The sequence below is a fragment of the Nocardia sp. NPDC003269 genome (assembly GCF_042888005.1).
Classification (GTDB): Bacteria; Actinomycetota; Actinomycetes; order Mycobacteriales; family Mycobacteriaceae; genus Nocardia.
In genome coordinates, this window is sequence record NZ_JBIAPA010000001.1 from 1,133,193 (window position 1) to 1,154,547 (window position 21,355).

General features: G+C 69.4%; 20 protein-coding genes. 11 read left to right on the top strand and 9 right to left on the bottom strand.

What is annotated here, in order from left to right; all coding sequences use genetic code 11:
• The first annotated feature begins 152 nt into the window (after positions 1–152).
• The 7 genes from ACFYWJ_RS05180 to rraA are packed head-to-tail and all read left to right on the top strand — an operon-like array spanning position 153 to position 4,568.
• On the top strand, positions 153–827 hold the full coding sequence (locus ACFYWJ_RS05180) for a DUF6474 family protein (RefSeq protein ID WP_355283776.1): 675 nt from the start codon (positions 153–155) through the stop codon (positions 825–827).
• A gap of 7 nt (positions 828–834) precedes the next feature.
• On the top strand, positions 835–1,356 hold the full coding sequence (locus ACFYWJ_RS05185) for a hypothetical protein (protein ID WP_355283778.1): 522 nt from the start codon (positions 835–837) through the stop codon (positions 1,354–1,356).
• Positions 1,357–1,397: 41 nt separating this feature from the next.
• The gene (locus ACFYWJ_RS05190; RefSeq protein WP_355283780.1) at positions 1,398–2,048 is read left to right on the top strand and encodes a YcnI family protein; all 651 of its coding nucleotides are present in this window, start codon (positions 1,398–1,400) and stop codon (positions 2,046–2,048) included.
• On the top strand, positions 2,048–2,623 hold the full coding sequence (locus tag ACFYWJ_RS05195) for a copper resistance protein CopC (RefSeq protein ID WP_387160883.1): 576 nt from the start codon (positions 2,048–2,050) through the stop codon (positions 2,621–2,623). Before ACFYWJ_RS05190 ends, ACFYWJ_RS05195 begins: the two co-directional genes overlap by 1 nt.
• Before the next feature lie 6 nt (positions 2,624–2,629).
• Positions 2,630–3,574, top strand: a complete 945-nt coding sequence (locus ACFYWJ_RS05200) for a CopD family protein (protein ID WP_355283783.1) — start codon at positions 2,630–2,632, stop codon at positions 3,572–3,574.
• A 36-nt stretch (positions 3,575–3,610) separates the two neighbouring features.
• Entirely contained in the window at positions 3,611–4,066 is a 456-nt protein-coding gene (locus ACFYWJ_RS05205) for an SRPBCC family protein (protein WP_355283786.1), read from the top strand.
• Positions 4,067–4,079: 13 nt separating this feature from the next.
• On the top strand, positions 4,080–4,568 hold the full coding sequence (gene rraA, locus ACFYWJ_RS05210) for a ribonuclease E activity regulator RraA (RefSeq protein WP_030201693.1): 489 nt from the start codon (positions 4,080–4,082) through the stop codon (positions 4,566–4,568).
• A 25-nt stretch (positions 4,569–4,593) separates the two neighbouring features.
• Here rraA and ACFYWJ_RS05215 read toward each other — a convergent pair whose 3' ends face one another.
• A complete protein-coding gene (locus ACFYWJ_RS05215) occupies positions 4,594–4,815 on the bottom strand; it encodes an RNA-binding S4 domain-containing protein (protein WP_218716112.1) in 222 nt (73 codons plus the stop codon).
• 121 nt (positions 4,816–4,936) lie between these two features.
• Here ACFYWJ_RS05215 and lysX point away from each other — a divergent pair, with 121 nt between their 5' ends.
• From lysX to ACFYWJ_RS05235, 4 genes are all read left to right on the top strand, one after another.
• On the top strand, positions 4,937–8,257 hold the full coding sequence (gene lysX, locus ACFYWJ_RS05220) for a bifunctional lysylphosphatidylglycerol synthetase/lysine--tRNA ligase LysX (protein ID WP_387160888.1): 3,321 nt from the start codon (positions 4,937–4,939) through the stop codon (positions 8,255–8,257).
• Between the two features lie 167 nt (positions 8,258–8,424).
• Entirely contained in the window at positions 8,425–8,736 is a 312-nt protein-coding gene (locus ACFYWJ_RS05225) for a hypothetical protein (RefSeq protein ID WP_355283788.1), read from the top strand.
• 35 nt (positions 8,737–8,771) lie between these two features.
• Complete coding sequence (locus ACFYWJ_RS05230; RefSeq protein WP_355283790.1) at positions 8,772–9,458, top strand: hypothetical protein; 687 nt, start codon at positions 8,772–8,774, stop codon at positions 9,456–9,458.
• 37 nt (positions 9,459–9,495) lie between these two features.
• On the top strand, positions 9,496–10,119 hold the full coding sequence (locus ACFYWJ_RS05235) for a histidine phosphatase family protein (RefSeq protein WP_355283792.1): 624 nt from the start codon (positions 9,496–9,498) through the stop codon (positions 10,117–10,119).
• 55 nt (positions 10,120–10,174) lie between these two features.
• Here ACFYWJ_RS05235 and ACFYWJ_RS05240 read toward each other — a convergent pair whose 3' ends face one another.
• The 8 genes from ACFYWJ_RS05240 to gltB form a co-directional block, all read right to left on the bottom strand.
• Positions 10,175–11,074: a cutinase family protein gene (locus ACFYWJ_RS05240; protein WP_355283795.1), complete on the bottom strand. Its 900-nt coding sequence runs from the start codon at positions 11,072–11,074 to the stop codon at positions 10,175–10,177.
• 251 nt (positions 11,075–11,325) lie between these two features.
• Positions 11,326–11,697: a hypothetical protein gene (locus ACFYWJ_RS05245; RefSeq protein ID WP_355283797.1), complete on the bottom strand. Its 372-nt coding sequence runs from the start codon at positions 11,695–11,697 to the stop codon at positions 11,326–11,328.
• A 10-nt stretch (positions 11,698–11,707) separates the two neighbouring features.
• Positions 11,708–12,163: a roadblock/LC7 domain-containing protein gene (locus ACFYWJ_RS05250; RefSeq protein ID WP_355283800.1), complete on the bottom strand. Its 456-nt coding sequence runs from the start codon at positions 12,161–12,163 to the stop codon at positions 11,708–11,710.
• Positions 12,160–13,167, bottom strand: coding sequence for a hypothetical protein (locus ACFYWJ_RS05255; protein ID WP_355283802.1), 1,008 nt, complete (start codon positions 13,165–13,167; stop codon positions 12,160–12,162). The genes ACFYWJ_RS05250 and ACFYWJ_RS05255 overlap by 4 nt, the downstream gene beginning before the upstream one ends.
• Complete coding sequence (locus tag ACFYWJ_RS05260; protein WP_355283805.1) at positions 13,164–13,484, bottom strand: hypothetical protein; 321 nt, start codon at positions 13,482–13,484, stop codon at positions 13,164–13,166. Before ACFYWJ_RS05260 ends, ACFYWJ_RS05255 begins: the two co-directional genes overlap by 4 nt.
• Positions 13,485–13,837: 353 nt before the next feature.
• Entirely contained in the window at positions 13,838–14,443 is a 606-nt protein-coding gene (locus ACFYWJ_RS05265; RefSeq protein ID WP_355283806.1) for a tetratricopeptide repeat protein, read from the bottom strand.
• Positions 14,444–14,729: 286 nt separating this feature from the next.
• Positions 14,730–16,199 (bottom strand): glutamate synthase subunit beta, encoded by a 1,470-nt coding sequence (locus ACFYWJ_RS05270; protein WP_355283809.1) that lies wholly within the window; start codon positions 16,197–16,199, stop codon positions 14,730–14,732.
• Positions 16,192–20,844, bottom strand: a complete 4,653-nt coding sequence (gene gltB / locus ACFYWJ_RS05275) for a glutamate synthase large subunit (protein ID WP_355283811.1) — start codon at positions 20,842–20,844, stop codon at positions 16,192–16,194. Before gltB ends, ACFYWJ_RS05270 begins: the two co-directional genes overlap by 8 nt.
• Positions 20,845–21,355 lie beyond the last annotated feature (511 nt).

Consider the following 21,355-nt stretch of genomic DNA (forward strand, 5'->3'; position numbering starts at 1 on the left):
TCGTCCTCGGCTGCACGCACGCAAGCAGTATGGTCCCTCCCCCCGACACAATGCCCAATCGCTACCCTCATCCCACTACGCTACGAAGTACGGCAGGCCGCTACCCCGGCACTGCCTCATGACTTGGCGAGCATGACGGAGGGCCTGATCTCATGGGGTTGTTCAGCAAGCGCAAGCGGCGGCCGAGCCGACGCGCTGAGGCGAAGGCGCTCAAGCACAAAGCGGCCGTGGAGGCCAAACTCGGCGCCAAGAACGAGCGCAAGGCCGCCAAGGCGGGCGAACGCACCACCCGCCGCGCGGCCAAGGCACAGGCCAGGACCGAGGCCAAGGTGGCCAAGGCGCAGATCGCGACCCTGCAGGCCGAGGAGAAGGCCGCCCAGAAGGTGGCGGCGAAGGCCGACCGCGAACTGTTCAGCGCGAGCCAGATCCGCAAGTACATCGGCGTCGCCCGGGTGCTGGTCCCGGTGCTCACGCCGCTGGCCTACCGGGGCGCCACCTACGTCCGCGGCCAGCTCGACGCCCGCAAGGCGCAGCAGCTCGGCATCGGGCTCGACCAGCTGGGCGAGTTCAGCGGCCACGGCGCGCGCCTGCAGGCCCGCATCACCAACACCGAGAGCGCGCTCGACAAGGTCGCCGCCGACGCCCCCGGTGACGCCGACACCAAGAAGTTCGTCGCGGCCGCCCGGTCCCGGCTGACCGACCTGACCGTCGCGGTGAACACCGCCGAGCAGATGCCCGCCGCGCGCCGCAAGGCCGTGCACGCGTCCATCTCGTCCGAGCTGGGTGTGCTGGAGACCGACGCGCTCGCCCGGCTCGGCGTGCGCTGATCCCGTCGTGACCACGCCGCAGCTCACCGCCCGCCTGCGCGGGGGTGGCTGCGGCGTACTCGTCGGCGCGCTGGCCGTCGCCGCGCACGGGAGCGCGGGCGGCGGCGTGCCGCGCTCGTCGGATCTCGCACTGCTGCTGCTGGTTTCGCTCGGCGCTGGCGTCGTCGCGAGTGGGCCGCGCGGACGGTCGGCCGCGCCGATGGTACGGGTCGGCTCGGCGCTGCTCGGTGGGCAGTGGGCCGGGCACTTCGCCCTGTCGGCGTCGCTGGATCATCACGACGAGCTGTTCCATCTGCCGAGCGCGCCGATGGTGGCCGCGCACACCGTGGCCGCGTTCGCCTGCGCCGCACTGATTCTCGTCGCCGAGCGGCTGTATCTCGCCGCGTCGAGTGTGCTCGCGACCGTGCTCGGCCCGCCGCGGACCGCCATTGCCGTCCGCCTGCGGCGCTGGGCCGATCTGGTGCTCGCCGGGCCTGCCTGCCATCCGAGGGGCGCGCGATGTCCGCGCGCGCCGCCGCTGTCCGCCTGATTCACGACGACATCAGCATCTCTTCGGACAGAAGGCATTCCATGCACAACTTCATCACCCGCGGCACCGGGACCGCCGCCATCGCGGCCGGTCTGGTGCTCGCCGCCTGCGGCTCGGCGGCCGCGCACGTGACCGTCGACGCGCCGGGCGCCGCCCAGGGCAAGTACACCGTCGCCACCTTCAAGGTGCCGACCGAATCCGAGACCGCGGCCACCACCGCGCTGCGCGTCACGGTGCCGAACCTGAAAAGCGTGCGCACCGAGCCCATGCCGGGCTGGACGTCCAAGGTCGAGCGCAACGACAAGGGCGAGGCCGTCGCCGTCGCCTGGACCGCCGACCCGGGCAACCCGGGCGTCGGCCCCGGCCAGTTCCAGCGCTTCGTGCTCTCGCTCGGCCCGCTGCCCGCGCAGGACACGGTGAACTTCCCCGCCACCCAGACCTACAGCGACGGCAAGGTCGTCGCCTGGGATCAGCCGAGCACCGGCGGCGCCGAGCCGGAGCACCCGGCACCGTCGATCACGTTGACCGCCAACGGCGGTAGCGCGGGCGGCGACCACCAGGTCGCGTCCGGCGAGACCAGCGCGAAGGAGACCGATACGGTCGCGCGCTGGCTCGGCGGCCTGGGCCTGGCGCTCGGCCTGTTCGCGGCCGCGCTCGGCCTCGGCCTCGTCTTCCGGTCGCGGCGGTCGTGATGCGGGCCGATCATCTCGTCGCCGACATCAACCGGTCCGCGCGCCGACGCATCGGGCGCCGGGTATTCGCCGTGCTGATCGCCGGCCTGTTCGCCGCGATGTTCGCGGCGGCGGGCACCGCGAGCGCGCATTCCGGCGCGGTGAGCAGCGTGCCCGAGGACGGCTCGACCGTCGAGGTCGGGCCCGCGCGCGCCAGCATCACCTTCAACGAGGAACTGCAGCAGAACTTTCCGTCGCTGACCGTGGTCGGCCCGGACGGTCGACTGTGGTCGAAGGGCAAGGCGCTCGTCGAGGGCCGCACCGTCAGCGTGGAACTGGGCGAGCTCGGGCCGGTCGGCGAGTACACCCTCGCGTTCCGGGTCACCTCGGCCGATGGGCATCCGGTCAGCGGGACCCGGCATTTCACGCTGAGCAAAGCGGGCACCGGGACGCCGGGCGCCAAGCCGGGTGAGAACAAGGCCGACGGCGGCGGCGATTCCGGCGGCGGCGTGCCGGTGTGGGTGTTCATCGCCGGTGGTGTCGTGCTGTTCGGCGCCGGCCTCGCGGTCGCGCTGCTGTCCGGCCGCAAGAAGTAGTCACCCATGACGACCGGTCGCCGGGCACCCGCGACGACGCCGCGGCAGTGGCGGGTCCTGGTGCCGGTCGTGGTGGCCGCCCTGGCCGGGGTGGCGCTGGCGTGGCTGCTGCGCCGCGACGGCGGGTTCCCCTTGGCGGCGTGCGCGCGGGTGCTCGCCGACGGCGCGGGCGCCGTGGTCCTCGGGCTGGCGGCCCTGCCCCGGCTCGACGACCGGCTGCGGGTCGCCTGGCGCCCGCTGGCCGCGCTGGCCGGGGTCTGGTTCGCGGCCGAGTTCGCGGTGCTGGTGGCCGAGGCCGCCGACGTGGTCGGCGTGCCGGTGGCCCGGCTCGGCGCGGGCGAGTTCGGCACCTTCCTGGTGAACCTGAGCAGCGGGCAGATCGGCATCGCGATCCTGTTCTGCACCGGCGCGGTGGCCTGCTACGCGGCGCTGGCCTACCGCAGGCCCGACACCGCGTCGGCCGACCTGGTGCTGGTGTTCGCCGCGGTCGCGCTGGCCCTGCGGCCGATCACCGGGCACATGTCCCAGCAGATGTTCGGGTCGGTGCTGACCGCGATCCACGCGCTGGCCGCGGCGTGCTGGCTCGGGCTGCTGGTGGCGATGGCGGTGGTGCTGCGCACCCGTGGCGGCTGGGCGCGGACCCTGCCGCGCTATTCGGCGCTGGCCGCGCCGTTGATCCTGGCGGTGGCCGCGACCGGGACGATCGACGGGCTGGTGCGCCTCGGCGGGCTGGAGCCGCTGTGGTCGACCGGCTACGGGCGCATCCTGCTGGCGAAGTTCGCCGTCCTGTGCGCGCTGACCGGCCTCGGCTGGTGGTGGCGGCGCAGCTGGGTGCGCCGAGCCGCGGAGCACCGGGTGACCGCCGAGATCTCCCTGCGCAACGCCGCGATCGAGGTCACCGTGATGGGCCTGGCGTTCGGCCTGGCGGCGACCCTGGCGGTCACCGCGTAGCCGGATCGGTCGCGGCCGACCGATAAGGTGGCCGATATGACCGAAGTGAGGATTGTCGAAGACTGCGCCGCGTCCGCCGAGACGGCGTTCGAATACGTCAACGACTACCGTAATCTGCCGCATTTCCTGTACGGCATCGAATCCTTCGTCCCGGTCACCGACCAGACCGACGGGCTGGGCGCGACCTTCGACGGCCACATGAAGCTGGGCCCCGCGTCGCTCAAGTCCCGGGTCGAGGTCGTGAAGTGGGAGAAGGGCCGCGTGATCGGCATCAAGTCGATCAAGGGATTCGAGATCATCTCGACGTTCCACTTCTATCCCAAGGGCGACGCGCTGTGCACCGTCGACGCGACCATCGAGTACTTCGTGCCCGGCGGGATCGCGGGCAAGATGCTCGGCAAGACGATCGAGCCGTTCGTCAAGATCGCGGTGAAGCACACCACAGACAGCCTGGTCAAGGAGATCGCCAAGGCGCATCTCGAGGGCGCCTGACAGAATGCTGGCCATGACCGAATCAGCGAATGTTGTGGCCACCGCCGATCTGGCCGACGAGATCGGCCCCGAGATCCGCAGTTGTGACACCCAGTTCATCCAGTTCGGTGGCCGGGCCGCGTTCGCCGGGCGGATCACCACGATCCGGTGCTTCCAGGACAACCTGCTGGTGAAGCAGACCCTGGGCGAGCCCGGCGAGGGCAAGGTCCTCGTGGTCGACGGCGGCGCCAGCGTGCACACCGCCCTCGTCGGCGACATCATCGCCGGCCGTGGCGTCGACAACGGCTGGGCCGGCGTGATCGTCAACGGCGCGGTGCGCGACTCGGCGATCCTGCGCACCCTCGACATCGGGGTGAAGGCGCTGGGCACCAACCCGCGCAAGAGCACCCAGACCGGCAGCGGCGAGAAGGACGTCACCGTCGAGTTCGGCGGCATCACCTTCGTCCCCGGCGAGATGCTCTACAGCGACCACGACGGCGTCGTGGTCCGCGCCGAGGACTGAGCGTCCGGGGAAGCGGGTGTTCGGGCTAGTTCCCGGACACCCGCACCTTGTGACCGGCGAGCACGACGACGTCGCCCACCTGTAGTTGCCTACCGCGGCGCAGCTCCACCTCGTCGTTGACCCGGACCAGACCCTGGGCGATCACCGTCTTGGCCTCGGAGCCCGAATCGATCAGGTTGGCCAGTTTCAGGAATTGCCCGAGCTTGATGACCTCGTCATCGATCGGCACATCGACTGGTTCCGACATGGGCTAATACTTACCCCCCGGCGAAAAACCGGTCGCAACCGGCCCCACCACCGGGCCGCGTGACGAACACGCCGCGGTGTCCGCCACACCGATCCGGCCCGGATGCACGCACACTGGATCGGTGACCACCACGCAGGCCGAGCAACACCCCATCGTCGAGGCATCGCCGGGCCGCGCCGCCGCCGTTCCGCATCGTGGGCACGGCAGGCTGGCCGAGGTACCGCACATCACCGGGCTCGTTCTCGGTGTCTTCGCGGTGCTGCTGTTCCTGTGGAGCCTCTCGCCCGCGCTGCGCTACCTGACGCAGGTGCCGCGGCACTATGTGGACGTCTACTACTTCGATGCCCCCGACACCAGCCTCGTGTGGGCGGTGGTCGTCGGCCTGCTGGCCGGGGCGATCGCCAGCCGAAAACGCGTCGCGTGGTGGCTGCTGGTGGTGTACCTGCTGCTCTACGCGATCTCCAACATCCTGGACTTCGTCGCCGACGACGACATCGACGCGCTGGTGGCGTTCGTCGTGCACATCGTCGTCATCGGGATCCTGATCGCGGCGCGCAACGAGTTCTACACCCGGGTCCGGCCGGGCGCGCTGTGGAAGGCGCTCGGCGTGCTGGTGGCCGGGCTGGCGCTGGGCTGCCTGATCGGCTGGGGTCTGGTCGAACTCGCGCCGGGCACGCTGCCGCCCGGCCCGCAGCGGCCGTTGTGGGCGGTCTACCGGGTGACGGCGGCGGTGCTGGTGAACAACGAGCACTTCGACGGGCACCCGCGGCCGTGGGTCAACTTCCTGCTCGGCCTGTTCGGCGCGATCGCCCTGCTCGCCGCGGTGGTGGTGCTGCTGCGCTCGCGCCGGGCCGACAACGCGATGACCGCGCTGGACGAGTCGGCGCTGCGCGGGCTGCTCGCGGCGAGCGATGTCGAGGACTCGCTGGGCTACTTCGCCACCCGCCGCGACAAGGCGGTGGTGTTCGCGCCGAACGGCAAGGCGGCCATCACCTATCGCGTCGAGCTCGGGGTGAGCCTGGCCAGCGGCGATCCGATCGGGCCCAAACAGGCCTGGCCGCAGGCCATCCGGGCCTGGCTGGAGGAGGCCGACCGATTCGGCTGGGCGCCCGCGGTGATGGGCGCGAGCGAGCTCGGCGCCACCGCCTACCGCAACGCCGGGCTCGCGGCCCTGCGGCTCGGTGACGAGGCGATCCTCGACACCCGCACCTTCTCCCTGGCCGGGCCGGAGATGAAGCAGGTGCGCCAGGCCGCGAACCGGCTGCGCAAGCACGGGATCGGCGTGCGGGTGCGCAGGCACCACGACATTCCCGCCGACGAGTTCGCCGAGATCGTCGCCAGGGCCGACGCCTGGCGCGACACCGAGACCGAACGCGGCTTCTCGATGGCGCTGGGCCGCCTCGGCGACCCGCTCGACGGCGACTGCCTGCTCGTCGAGGCCGTCGACCACGACGATCGGGTGCACGCCATGCTCTCGTTCGTCCCGTGGGGCCGCAGCGGCGTCTCGCTGGAGCTCATGCGCCGCGACCCGCAGAGCCCCAACGGCGTGATGGAGCTGATGATCTCCCAGCTCGCGCTGAACTCCGACCAGTACGGCATCACCAAGATCTCGCTGAACTTCGCGGTGTTCCGGTCGGTGTTCGAGGAGGGCGGCCGGATCGGCGCGGGCCCGATCCTGCGCGCGTGGCGCGGTGTGCTGCTGTTCTTCTCGCGCTGGTGGCAGCTCGAGGCGCTGTACCGGTCGAACGTGAAGTACCACCCGCGCTGGGTGCCGCGCTTCTTCCTCTACGAGGAGCGCAGGCAGCTGCCCCGGGTGGCGACGGCCAGCGGTCTGGCCGAGGGATTCCTGCCGCGCATCGGCAAGGAGCCCGACGCGGCCGTGCACACCGGAACGCACTCCGCGGTCCCGGCGAGCGTCACCGGCCTGCACGCCGACGGCAGCGCGCCGGACGCGCCGGAGGGCGAGGACGCCGAGCAGGGTCCGCGCAGGCCCGAGCAGGTGCGCGTGCGGATGGACAAGCTGGACCGGCTCACCGCCGCAGGCGTCGACGCCTACCCGGTGGCCTACCCGCCGACGCACACCATCGCCGACGCCCGCGCCTGCCCCAAGGGCACCACGGTGCGGGTGGCGGGCAGGCTGCTGCGCATCCGCGACTACGGCGGGGTGATCTTCGCGGTGGTCCGCGACTGGACCGGCGAGATCCAGCTCGTGATCGACCGGGAGCGGGTCGGCGCCGACCGCAGCGCCGAGTTCACCGAGTTCTTCGACCTGGGTGACCTGATCGAGGTCAGCGGTCAGCTCGGCACCAGCCGCAGCGGCGAGCTCTCGCTGCTCGCCCAGGACTGGCGGATGAACGGCAAGTGCCTGCACCCGCTGCCCGACAAGTGGCGTGGCCTGGCCGATTCCGAGGCCAAGGTCCGGCAGCGCTACGTCGACATGGCGATCAACCCGGAGACCCGCGAGGTGATGGGCAAGCGCAGCGCGGTGCTGCACTCGCTGCGCGACTCGCTGTTCAACTGGGGCTTCCTCGAGGTCGAGACGCCGATCCTGCAGCAGGTGCACGGCGGCGCCAACGCGACCCCGTTCCGCACCCACATCAACGCCTACGACCTCGACCTCTACCTGCGCATCGCGCCCGAGCTCTACCTCAAGCGGCTGTGCGTCGGCGGCATGGAGAAGGTCTTCGAGCTCGGCCGCACCTTCCGCAACGAGGGCGTCGACTTCAGCCACAATCCCGAGTTCACGATCCTGGAAGCCTATGAGGCGCACAGCGATTACCTGCGGATGATGCAGCTGTGCCGGCGGCTGATCCAGGACGCGGCGATGGCGGCCAACGGCGCCGAGGTGGCGCTGCGCCCGAACGACGAGGGCGGGTTCGACGCCGTCGACATCTCCGGCGAGTGGCGGGTGAAGACGGTGCACGGCGCGGTCTCGGAGGCGATCGGCACCGAGATCACCACCCGCACCGAGCTGGCCCGGCTGCGCGAGCTGTGCGACGAGGCGGGCATCGCCTACCAGCACGGCTGGGACGCGGGCCAGGTGGTGCTGGAGATGTACGAGCACCTGGTGGAATCGCAGACCACCGACCCCACCTTCTACTGCGACTTCCCCACCTCGGTCTCGCCGCTGACCCGCTCGCACCGCAGCATCGACGGCGTCACCGAGCGCTGGGACCTGGTCGCCTGGGGCGTCGAATTGGGCACCGCCTACAGCGAACTCACCGACCCGGTCGAACAGCGGCGCCGGCTCACCGAACAGTCGATGCTGGCGGCGGGCGGCGATCCGGAGGCGATGGAGCTCGACGAGGACTTCCTGCAGGCGCTCGAACACGCGATGCCGCCCACCGGCGGCCTCGGCATGGGCGTGGACCGGGTGGTCATGTTGATCACCGGCCGCAGCATCCGCGAGACGCTGCCGTTCCCGTTGGTGAAACCGCGGTGATTCGGGGTACACCGTTACTCGTGTAAACGAATCGTGGCCGCGCCGCGATGAACAACTACTCCGGGACGCCGCGAGGCTTTCGCATCGAAAGCCGCACCCACGGCGCTAGTCTCGGAGTTCCGGCACCGGGAGGATGCCGGGCCAACGACCTATCGGGATGGGAACACATGTATCTGGATCTGCTGACCACGGCCGCCCTCGTCGACCCGCACATGCTCACGAGCAGCTTCGACACCCTGGCGAGTTCGGACACGGTCAACACCGCGCTGGAGCTGGCGGCCAAGAAGAAAAAGAAGAGCAGCTCCGGCCTGATCATCGGCGGTATCTGCTGCCTGCTGATCGTCGTGCTCATCATCGGTGGCATCTTCCTGCTCAAGAACAAGAAGAAGGACAACGGCCAGCCGCCCGCCCAGCCGCCCTACGGCGGTCCCCAGGGTGGTCAGCCGCCGTACGGTCAGCCGCCCTACGGCCAGCCCTGACCTGATCGAGGGACTCGCGGCGATATCCTCGCCCGATGACGAGGCATCCCCGCGAGTCCTCGAACGAACGCCTGCTCGCCCACGGGCTGTCCGCGACCGGTGTCGCGGGCCTGTTCCTGCTGCTGCGGCTGTTCGCCGTCACCGATTACGACTGGAACGCCGCGTTCTCCCTGCTCGGCACGCTGGGCATCGGTGATGTCGCCGCGATGGTGGTCGGCACGCTGATGGCCAGCCCGCTGCTCGGCGGGATCGCGCTGTCGGTGCTGCTGCCGGAGGCGGTGATCCATCAGATCCGGCTCGGCAGGCCGAGCTGGACCAACGCGGGCAATCTGACCTGGCTGGTCGTGATCGCCCTGTTCACCGGCGCGCTGGTGTGGACCTACCGGGTGTGGTGGGTGCTGATCGTCGCCGGTGTCCTCGCCCTGGTGCTGTTCGGGCTGTTGCGGGCGGGCAAGCGGAATCCCCAGGGCGCGAAGTTCGCGCACTGGTTCGTCGGCAGTTCCGCGCTGATCGTCACTAGTGCCGCCCTGATCCTGGCCGCGACCGTCCAGGTGCCGTGGGTCTCCCGCGAGCACATCGAGACGAAGACTGGCCTCGTCGACGGCTATGTGATGGAGAATCCGCCCGGCTTCCTGAAGGTGTTGCGCGAGGACGGCCGGGAGATCGTCATCATCGACACCGCCGATGTGACCGGTCGTACGGAGATCGACCCGGAGCCGTGAGACCGCCCGGCCCGGCGATACGGCAGAGTGTGTGAGCGTGCAGCTCATTCTCGTGCGTCACGCCCAGCCCGAACGCGTCATCGGGGCCACCACCGCCGCCGATCCCGGCCTGACCGATATCGGCGGGCAGCAGGCCGACCGCGTTCCCGCCGCGCTCGCCGCGCACGAGATCGCCCGGATCGTCAGCAGTCCGCAGCGGCGGGCCCGCGACACGGCCGCCCCCACCGCGGCCGCGCGCGAACTGCCCGTCGACATCATCGACGACCTCGCCGAGTACGACCGCGACCTGCCCGCCTACATCCCCATCGAAGACGCCAAGACCGACTTCGCCGAGGCCTACGCCCGGATCAAGGCGGGCCTGCTGCCCGAGCAGATCGACGGTCCGGCCTTCGTCGCCCGCGTCCTCACCGCGATCGACGGCCTGGTCGCCGCCGCGGCCCCGACCGACACCGTCGTCGCCTTCGCGCACGGCGGCGTCGTCAATGTCCTGCTGGCCGACATCCTCGGCCTGGACCGCCCGCTGACCTTCCCGATCGACTACTGCTCGGTGACCCGGATCCTGTACTCGCGCACCGGCTCCCGCACCGCCGCGACGATCAACGAGAACGGCCACGTCTGGGACCTGCTGCCCCGCAACCTCGCGAGTCCCGCCTCCCCGTGAACGGCCGAGGGCCCGGTGTCGGTCGTCCGACACCGGGCCCTCGTTGGGCGTTCGCTCAGGCCTGCTGGGCGATCCAGTTGTGCATCCAGGTGATGGCGGTCTGGCCGCCGCCCACCGGGTAGCTGCCGTAGAGGGTGTGGGCCTGCGAGCGGTAGAAGCGCTCCAGGTCCTTGGCGCGCTGCTGGTTGGCCGCGTCGGAGAGCTGCGCCTGCAGGGTCGGGACGCCGCCGTGGGCCATCAGGTCGTTGACGATGGCGCCCGCCTCGATCTGGTAGCGCCACAGGTTGGCCGGGTTGGCGTCGGAGCTCTGCGCGAGGAAGCCGGCGAAGCGGGTGACGAAGTCGTCGGTGGCGGTGGCGCAGTACAGGTCGTCGACGGCGCAGATGGTGCGCACGCGGTCGCTGATCCAGCCGAAGCCACCGGGCCGCGCGCCACCGGCGCCCGCGCCCGCGGCGATCGGGCCGACCTGCACGTCGGTCGGGGAGCGGCGCGGATCGGAGATCAGGCCGACGGCCTTGACCTTGCCCGGCGCGATCGGGCTGACGGCGGTGCCGATCTCGGCGGCGAGGTCGCCCGCCGCGTCGGCGCCCTGGCTGTAGCCGACCAGCGCGATATCGGTGTCACCGCACGCGGCGAGCTTGGCGGTGATCAGTCCGCGCGCGGCGTCGACCGCCTGCTTCTTGGACTGACCGTAGACGTCGCCCTCCCACGGGAACGCGGTGGCGGCGTAGGTGACGTAGTCGACGTCGGTGTTACGGGGTAGCCCGTTGGTGACGCCGGCGAGCATGCCGGGGCCAGGAGCCTTGTCGTGCCCCGTTTCCCAGGTGCCCGGGATCGCGACGACATAGAGACTCGGGCAGCCGGGTGCCGCCGCGGCACTCGTGCTGCCGACCATGATGCCGGTGGTCATCGCCGCGGCAGCACCCAGCGCCGCGACAACTTTCTTCAACTGCATACCGCTCCAGTTCACCTTTGCTCGATGCAGAGCAAACCCCGATAAGTCGCTGTCGAGATCCTGGAATCGGCCGATGGCCACGCTGCGCCTCACCCAGACCTCGCCGCGAATCACAATAGGCGGATGAGCCCGCTGATGCCACACGACGACTCGCGCATGTCCGATTTCCGACAGTCGACATCGCCGCAGGGTGCGCGGGATGTCGGCGGCCACTTCGAGTCGCCGACATGTTCATCCGCCGTTGGGGTGACTCACACCTCCAGGTCTTCCTCGATGCCCTTGAGGCGGTGGCGGGCCAGCGCCAGGTTGGACCGGCCGCGATCGAGCGCGAGGTAGAGGAACAGGCCCTTGGACTTGCGACCGGTCATCGGGCGGATGACGTGGTACTGGCTGCCGAGGGTGATGAGCACGTCCTCGATGTCCTCGTTGATGCCGAGCTGCTCGATGGTGCGCATCTTCGCGCGGACCACCTCGGTGTTGCCCGCCGCGGCGACCTGCAGATCCAGCGCCTTGCTGCTGCTGAGCATTCCGAGCGCCATCCCGCTGCTGTAGTCGACGACCGCGGCGCCTATCGCACCGTCGATCACCATCATGTCCTTCAGTGCCAGGTCCATATTCGACATGTCGTGCCTTTCAATCGGTTTCTTCCTTGGATTGCGCCGCCGCCAGATGTTCGGCGATGGCGCGCGCCACCGGCCGCGACTCCAGGTGGAGCCGGCCGACGTTCACTTCCGGGCCCGCGAGCACGGTCAGCGAGGTGTAGCCGGCGGCGTAGATCACCACCTGCCCCTCGGTGCCGAGCACGACGACCTCGTTGAACCCACCGCCGTGCGCCGTGGTCGCCAGGCGATACGACAGCGACAGCTGCGCGGCCGCCATCGCGGCCATGCCGGTGGGTTCGATGTGCGGGGGTAGGTCGTGTTCGATCAGCAGCCCGTCGCTGGAGGCCACCACCGAACCGGTCAGGCGGGGGACGCGCTCCCGCAACGACTTCAGTTCGGCCAGTACGGCCGTGTTCCGTTCGGGCACCGGCATCGCCACCTTCGTCCTTCCCCTCCATTCACCGAGCAGTTTCTTCCGCACGGTCACGCAAGCTCCTCCAACGCCGCCCTGAGCCGGATGAGTACTTCGCGGTCGACCTGTCGCCAGCGCTCGGGTTCGTACGGTGCCGCGCCGGTTCGGTTTCCGCGATACCGGGCGGGCGCGGTCGCTTCCTCGTCGACCGCGTGCCGACCGGTTCGCTCGCCCGTCCCCGCGTGCACCGGCCGGGGCGGGCGAGCCGTTCCCACGCCGCCGCCGAGCGCGGGCGGGACCCGCTTCGGTAGCGCGGGCACGCCTGTGCTCGGCACCTCCGGTGCCGAATGCCGGTGGCGCCCGGTGTCTTCGACGGGTGCGGGCGCGAGCGCGAGGTGCCGTCCGGCAGGCGGCGCGGCGACGGGCTCGGGCGCCATGGCCTGCTCCGCCGCCGCGCGGTCGGGTTCCTGGATCAGCCCCGCGGTGGTGAGGTCGCGCACCGCGACCAGGCAGCCGTAGGTGGTGCGGCCGAGATCGCGGGCGATCTCGGCGATGCTGCGCCGCTCGTCGGCGGCGGCCAGCACCTCGGCCTGGCCGCCGGTGAGCACCACCCGATGCCGGCGGACCCGGCGCGCGGGGATCACTGGAACCGCGGCGACCAGGTCGGCGGGCCACGGGCCCCACTCCGAGGCACTGCGCCGGGCGCATTCGTGCAGCAGCGTGTGCGGCGCCACCCGGCAGACGGGGGCGAGCCAATGTTCGGGCGTCGGCCGGAATTCCGGCTCGGCCGCCGAAGCGAGCAGGAAGAAGGCGGCGTCGAAGACCGACAGCAGGGCCAGGGTTTCCAGCCGGGGCCGATGCAGTAACGGGCCGGGATCGCCCGCGCCCGCCCGGCGCCAATCCTCGGCGGTCGCCACGCCCGCCTCGACCACCAGCCGGTCCAGGCCGATCGTGCGCCTGCACCCGGCCGAGGCGATCGCGCCGCGCGCCAGATGGAATTCCCCGTCCCCGGCCCGCAATACCCCGGTCGAACCCTGTTCCTCGTGCCGGTGCAATTCCTCGGCGAGGGCCAAGCTCATCGATCGCCGCCCGTCAATTCCTCGAGCGCGCCACGCAGCTGATACCGGGCCATGCCGAGATTGCCGGTGTCACCGCCGAAGACGACGTGCACGAAAAGCCTGCCGTCGAAATCACCCTCGATCAGGTGCAACAGGTGGAAGCCGTCGGTACGGCAGACGACGATCTCGGTGATGTCGTCGTCCGGGCGCCCGGTCGCCAGCGCCGAACAGCCGAGCGCGGCCCGCACCACATCCGTGGTGCCCGCCGCATCCTCGTGTTCGTCGACGATGTCGTGCACTCCAGCGGCGGCAATCGCCAACCCGCTGGCCCCATCCACCAGTGTCACGCTGCACGCACCGGGAATATCCATGATGCGCTTCAGGCAGCCGTCGAGAGAATTCACACGCCCCGGCCTGTCATCGAGAGGTTATCGGAACGTGACGTTATACCTCCCCGCAAATTCCCGCACGCCGAACGCCGGAAAATTGCTGTGGCCCATAATGTTTGCTGAGGTTTGCTGGAAAACCGCTCGGTATCAATACTTTTGGGTAACTTGATTTCGATTCGCTGCCGACCCGATAAACCCGGTGCTCAACCGCTGTTTACCGCACCGGCGACCCTCTCGCGAACATCACGAAAAGAACGCGACGAAGCCACGGACCACGGGGCGGTCCGCCGGAAGGGAGCTACTCAGCCCGCGGCGCGCCGGTACCAGGACTCGGCCTCGCGGTGCGCGCCCTGGGACTCCAGCAACGCGGCGAGGTTCGCCATGGCGCGCGGGTGACCGAGATCGGCGGCGCGGCGGAAGCAGCGGCGGGCCTCGGTGAGGGCACCGCGGTGCCGCAGCAGCATGCCGAGATTGTTGACGGCGTCGATGTCACCGTTGTCGGCGGCGTCGCGATACCAGGCCTCGGCGTCGTCGAGGCGGTCCTGGTCCTCGCACAGGCGGGCGAGGTTGTACATCGCGTCGACATTGCCCGCGAAAGCGGCATGGTGGTACCAGGTCTCGGCACCCCGGCGGTCACCGCACTGGTAGAGCAGGGTGGCCAGGTTGTACATGGCGTTGACGTTGCCCGCGGCGGCGGCCCTGCGGTACCACGACTCGGCCTCGTCGAACTCGCCGAGCTTCTCCAGCAGGACGGCCAGATTGTTCATCGCCCTGGTGTGCCCGGCGGCGGCCGCCCGGCGGAACCAGTGCTCGGCGGCGTCGAAATCGCTGTGGTCGTAGTAGATGTTGGCGAGGTTGTGCATGGCGGTACCGTCCCCGCGCTCGGCGGCGCGATGCAGACTCGCCATCGTTCCCGGCGGTAACGGCACTTCTCCCCCTCGGGTCATCACCGGTTACACATCGATAACGGAAAGTCTATGTGCTGCACCGGAGATCAGCCACGTCGTTTGCTTCGGCACCGAAAACATTGTGCGCGTGCCGTGTTCAGACCCCTACGCACGCCTTTCGACGGCCCCGCCCCGGCCGGTGCAGAACCGGAAGACGCTACCAGAGCTGCCCGGATAGCGAAATGGCCTGCGACACAACGACAAAGCGCCCGTGGACCGAGGTCCACGGGCGCTTCGAAGTAGCTGATCAGCGCTGGGCGACAGCCGTCGGCGGGATCGGCGCGGGCAGCGCGGTCTCGCCTTCCAGGAACTTGTCCACCGCCGAGGCCGCGGCGCGGCCCTCGGCGATCGCCCACACGATGAGCGACTGGCCACGGCCCATATCGCCGGCGACGAAGACGCCGGGGATGTTGGTGGCCCAGTTCTTGTCCCGCTGCACGTTGCCGCGGCCGTCGTAACCGACGCCCAGGTCGGTCAGCAGGCCCGGCTTCTGCGGGCCGACGAAGCCCATGGCCAGCAGCACCAGGTCGGCCTCGAGGGTGAAGTCGGTGCCTTCGACCTTCTCGAACCGGCCGTTGGCCATCTTGACCTCGTGCGCCTCTAGCCCGGTGACCTTGCCGTCCTTGCCGACGAAACGCTCGGTGTTCACGGAGAACACGCGCTCGCCGCCCTCCTCGTGCGCCGAGGACACCCGGTACATGAGCGGGTAGGTCGGCCACGGGGTGGAACCGGCGCGCTCCTCCGGCGGACGCGGCATGATCTCGAACTGGTGGACGCTCTCGGCGCCGTGCCGGTGCGAGGTGCCGAGGCAGTCGGCGCCGGTGTCGCCACCACCGATGATGACGACCTTCTTGCCCTTCGCGTGGATGGGCGGCAGGCCGTTCTCGTCGGTGATGTCGTCGCCGAGCTGGACGCGGTTGGCCAGCGGCAGGAACTCCATCGCCTGGTGGATGCCGTCGAGCTCGCGGCCCGGGATCGGCAGGTCGCGGGCGATGGTCGCGCCACCGGCGAGGACGATCGCGTCGAACTGCTCACGCAGCTGCTCGGCGGTGATGTCCACACCCACGTTGACGCCCGCCTTGAAGATGGTGCCCTCGGCCTCCATCTGCGCCAGGCGGCGGTCGATGACCGACTTCTCCATCTTGAATTCCGGGATGCCGTAGCGCATCAGGCCGCCGATGCGGTCGTCGCGCTCGAACACGGTCACGGTGTGACCGGCCCGGGTGAGCTGCTGGGCGGCGGCCAGGCCGGCCGGGCCCGAACCGACGACGGCGATCTTCTTGCCGGTCAGGCGGGTCGGGTACACCGGGGTGACCCAGCCCTCGTCGAAGGCGTTCTCGATGAGCTCGACCTCGACCTGCTTGATGGTGACCGGCTGCTGGTTGATGCCGAGCACGCAGGACGCCTCACACGGAGCCGGGCACAGGCGGCCGGTGAACTCCGGGAAGTTGTTGGTGGCGTGCAGGCGGTCGATGCCCTCGCGCCAGGCACCCTTGTACACCAGGTCGTTCCACTCGGGGATCAGGTTCCCCAGCGGACAGCCGTTGTGACAGAACGGGATACCACAGTCCATGCAGCGGCTGGCCTGCTTCTGCAGGGAGTCGTGCGAGAACTTGTCCTCGTAGACCTCTTTCCAGTCGAGCAGTCGCAGCTCGACCGGTCGGCGGGTCGGGAGTTCCCGAGAGGTGTGCTTCAAAAATCCCTGAGGATCAGCCACGAGCGGCCTCCATGATCGCTTCGTCCACGTCCTTGCCGCTCTTCTCAGCTTCGGAGATGGCGAGCAAAACCTTCTTGTATTCGCGGGGCATGACCTTCACGAAATGGTTCACCTGCTGGGACCAATCGCTCAGGATGCGTTCGGCCACAGCCGAACCCGTTTCGTCGCGGTGGGTGGTGATGATGTCGCGCAGCCAGGTGAAATCGTCACCGGAGAGCTGCTCGATCGCCTCCGCCTGATCCGGGCTCACGCGCGCGGGCAGCGTGCCCTCCGGGTCGTAGACGAACGCGACACCACCGGACATACCGGCGCCGAGGTTGCGGCCGGTGCCACCGAGGATCACCACGCGGCCACCGGTCATGTACTCGAGCGCGTGGTCGCCCACACCCTCGACGACCGCGGTGGCGCCGGAGTTACGGACGGCGAACCGCTCGCCCGCCACACCGTTGATCAGGATCCGGCCGCTGGTCGCGCCGAACATGATCACGTTGCCCGCGATGATGTTGTTCTCGGCGACGAAGCCCTCCGGCGCGGTGAGCGACGGGCGGACCACGATGTGACCACCGGACAGACCCTTGCCGACGTAGTCGTTGGCGTCACCCTGCACGCGCAGCGTGATGCCGGCCGGGACGAACGCGCCGAAGCTGTTGCCCGCCGAACCGTTGAAGGTGATGTCGATGGTGTTGTCGGGCAGGCCCGCGCCACCGTAGAGCTTGGTCACCTCGTGGCCGAGCATGGTGCCGACCGTGCGGTTCACGTTGGTGATCTTGGTTTCGATCTTGACCGCCTGGCCACGCTCGAGCGCGTCGGCGCTCTGCGCGATCAGCTCGTTGTCCAGCGCCTTGTCCAGACCGTGGTCCTGGGTGCCGGTGCAGCGGGTGTTCTGGTTCATGAACGCCGTCTCCGGCATGTCCAGAATCGGCGACAGGTCCAGCTTGGCGGCCTTGAAGTGCGCCTTGGCCTTGCTGGTGTCGAGCAGGTCGACCCGGCCGATGGCCTCGTCGAGCGTGCGGAAGCCCAGCTCGGCGAGCAGCTCACGCACCTCCTCGGCGATGAACAGCATGAAGTTCTCGACGAACTCCGGCTTGCCGGAGAAGCGCTCGCGCAGCACCGGGTTCTGGGTCGCGATGCCGACCGGGCAGGTGTCGAGGTGGCACACGCGCATCATGATGCAGCCCGAGACGACCAGCGGAGCGGTCGCGAAACCGAACTCCTCGGCGCCGAGCAGGGCGGCGATCATCACGTCGCGGCCGGTCTTCATCTGACCGTCGACCTGGACCACGATGCGGTCGCGCAGGCCGTTGAGCAGCAGGGTCTGCTGGGTCTCGGCCAGGCCGAGCTCCCAGGGGCCACCCGCGTGCTTGAGCGAGGTCAGCGGCGAGGCGCCGGTGCCGCCGTCGTGGCCCGAGATGAGCACGACGTCGGCGTGCGCCTTGGACACACCGGTGGCGACGGTGCCGACACCCGGCTCCGCGACGAGTTTCACGTGAATCCGCGCCTGCGGGTTCGCGTTCTTCAGGTCGTGGATCAGCTGCGCCAGGTCCTCGATCGAGTAGATGTCGTGGTGCGGCGGCGGGGAGATCAGGCCGACGCCCGGCGTGGAGTGCCGCACCTCGGCGACCCACGGGTACACCTTGTGTGCGGGCAGCTGGCCGCCCTCGCCCGGCTTGGCGCCCTGGGCCATCTTGATCTGGATGTCGGTGGCGTTGGTCAGGTAGTGCGCGGTGACGCCGAAGCGACCCGACGCGACCTGCTTGATCGCCGAACGACGCCAGTCGCCGTTCTCCTCGACCTCGAAGCGGGCCGGGCTCTCGCCGCCCTCACCGGAGTTCGAGCGGGCGCCAAGGCGGTTCATCGCGATCGCCAGGGTCTCGTGCGACTCGGCCGAGATGGAGCCGTAGCTCATCGCGCCGGTCGAGAACCGCTTGACGATGTCGGCGGCCGACTCGACCTCGTCGATCGAGATGGACTCGCGCTGACCGGTCTTGAACTTGAACAGGCCACGCAGCGCCGCCAGCCGCTCGGACTGATCGTCGACCAGCTTGGTGTACTCCTTGAAGATCGAGTACTGACCGCTGCGGGTCGCGTGCTGGAGCTTGAACACCGTGTCCGGGTTGAACAGGTGGTACTCGCCCTCACGCCGCCACTGGTACTCGCCGCCGACCTCGAGCTCGCGGTGCGCGCGCTCGTTGCGGTTCTCCAGGAACGCGGTGCGGTGGCGGATGGCCACCTCTTCGGCGATCTCGTCCAGGCCGATGCCGCCCAGCGGCGAGCGCAGGCCGGTGAAGTACTCGTCGACCAGGTCCTGGGCCAGGCCGATGACCTGGTACAGCTGGGCGCCGTTGTAGGAGGCGAGGGTGGAGATGCCCATCTTGGACATCACCTTGAGCACGCCGTTGCTGGCCGCGGTGCAGTAGTTCGCGACGGCCTTGCGGTAGTCGGCGGCCAGGTCACCGGTCGAGCCAGGGATCTGCAGCGAGCCGCGCTCGAGCATGTCCTCGATGGTCTCGAAGGCCATGTACGGGTTGATCGCGGCCGCGCCGAAGCCGACCAGCATCGCCATGTGGTGCACCTCGCGGGCGTCACCGGCCTCGACGACCAGGCCGACCATGGTGCGGGTGCGCTCGCGCACCAGGTGGTGGTGCACCGAGGAGGTGAGCAGCAGCGACGGGATCGGCGCCAGCTTCTCGTTGGACTCGCGGTCGGACAGCACGATGATCCGCGCGCCGCCGTCGATGGCCGCCGACACCTGGGTGTTGATCGCGGCCAGCGCCTTGCGCATGCCCTCGCCGCCCTCGGCGACCGGGTACAGGCCGCGCACGACCACCGAGCGCAGCTCGGCGTGGCTGCCGTCGTCGTTGATGTGGACCAGCTTGGACAGCTCGTCGTTGTCGAGGATCGGCTGCTCGAGCGCGATCTGCTTGCACGACTCCGGGCCGGGGTGCAGCAGGTCGGCCTCGGGGCCGATGTTGCGCTTGAGGCTGGTGACGACCTTCTCCCGGATCGCGTCCAGCGGCGGGTTGGTGACCTGCGCGAACAGCTGGGAGAAGTAGTCGAACAGCAGGCGCGACCGGTTCGACAGCACCGCGATCGGGGTGTCGGTACCCATCGAGCCCAGTGCCTCGCCGCCGGTCTTGGCCATCGGCGTGATCAGCAGGTTCAGGTCTTCGGTGGTGTAGCCGAAGATCTGCTGACGGATCAGCACGCGGTCGTGCGACATGTGCACGTGCGGGCGGTCGGGCAGGTCGGCCAGGCGGCTCACGCCGGCGTCGAGCCACTCCTGGTACGGCTGCGCGGCGGCCAGCTCGGACTTGAGCTCGTCGTCGGTGACGATGCGACCGGCCTCGGTGTCGACCAGGAACATCTTGCCCGGCTGCAGGCGGATCTTCTGGACCACGGTGGAGGGGTCGATGTCGAGGACGCCGACCTCGGAGGCGAGCACGACCAGGCCGTCCTCGGTCACCCAGATGCGACCGGGGCGCAGGCCGTTGCGGTCGAGCACGGCGCCGATCTTCTTGCCGTCGGAGAAGCAGACGGCGGCAGGGCCGTCCCAGGGCTCCATCAGCATGGAGTGGTACTCGTAGAACGCCCGCCGCTGCGGGTCCATGTTCTCGTTGCGTTCCCAGGCCTCGGGAATCATCATCAGGATCGCGTGGTGCAAGTCACGGCCACCGAGGTGCAGCAGTTCCAGCACCTCGTCGAAGCGCGCGGTGTCACTCGCACCCGGCGTACAGACGGGGAAGATCTTCTGCAGGCGGTTCTTGCCCGCCTCGTCCTTGCCGAACACGTCCGAACGCAGCAGCGCCTCACGCGCGCGCATCCAGTTCTCGTTACCGGTGACGGTGTTGATCTCACCGTTGTGGGCGACCCGGCGGAACGGGTGCGCCAGCGGCCACGAGGGGAAGGTGTTGGTGGAGAAGCGCGAGTGCACGATGCCGATGGCCGACTCGACGCGCTCGTCCTGCAGGTCCAGGTAGAACGCGCGCAGCTGCGGCGTGGTGAACATGCCCTTGTAGATGAAGGTCTCGCCGGACAGGCTCGGGAAGTACACCGATTCCTTGCCGACGGAGCCCTCGCCGGAGCCGGACTTGCCGAGTTCGTGCTCGATCCGCTTGCGGATCACGTAGGCGCGACGCTCCAGATCCAGGCCGGAGAGCTGCTCGGCCGAGTTCTTGGGCGAGCCGATGAACAACTGCCGGAAGGTCGGCATCGCGTCGCGGGCCAGCGCGCCGAGCGAGGACTCCTCGATCGGCACCTCGCGCCAGCCGAGGACCGCGAGGCCCTCTTCGACGACGATCTTCTCGACACCGTAGGCGGCACGCGATGCCTCGCGGCGGGACTGCGGCAGGAAGGCGATACCGGAGGCGTAGGAGCCGACCGGAGGCAACTCGAAGTCGACGACCGCGCGGAAGAACTTGTCCGGAAGCTGGATCAGGATGCCCGCGCCGTCGCCGGAGTTCGGCTCGGCACCGGCGGCACCGCGGTGCTCCAGGTTCAGCAGGGCCGTGATGGCCTTGTCGACGATGTCTCGACTGCGTCGTCCGTGCATGTCGGCGACGAACGCGACGCCGCAGGCGTCGTGCTCGAATGCCGGATCGTAGAGCCCGGTGACACCGGGTGACCTGTGGCCAGGAAGTTGCGTCATGCCTCTGCCTTCAAGAAAGTCGGCTGTCGATGAATCGGCCGCCCGTTGAGTTGGGCCCTTCGTCGTTTCGCCTCCGTCAAGACTGCGTCCGTACGATCCGAAACCAGCGGCGATGATGGTTTGCGGCGTGCAGTCACGTCTCCAGTTGTCCACCCGCTTCGTTGACGTAGTGGGTGCTCAGAGGTAACGGAACGCTTACACATCCCTTACCTCCGTGCGGGGTTCACCCGCTAGTCTTGGCCCGGTTTCACCGGACCCCGAAACAGGTGGTTGTGCCGAACAGGGGTGCGTTCGGCGTAAGAGCAAACGATAAGTCAGACCGCAGACCCAACCAACTAAGGTCGTGCTAAGAAACCTGTCTAGCTGGGGTTTGTAACGGCGGCATGCTTCGTCGCGCGCGTCGTCCAGTGTAAAGCAGAGCGGGGGCCGGATCGATCCCGAACAACCCGCGCCGACCTGCGCGAACACCGTGGCGGAGCAGGTCCGAAACACTTGTTGGCACCGGGCCGAA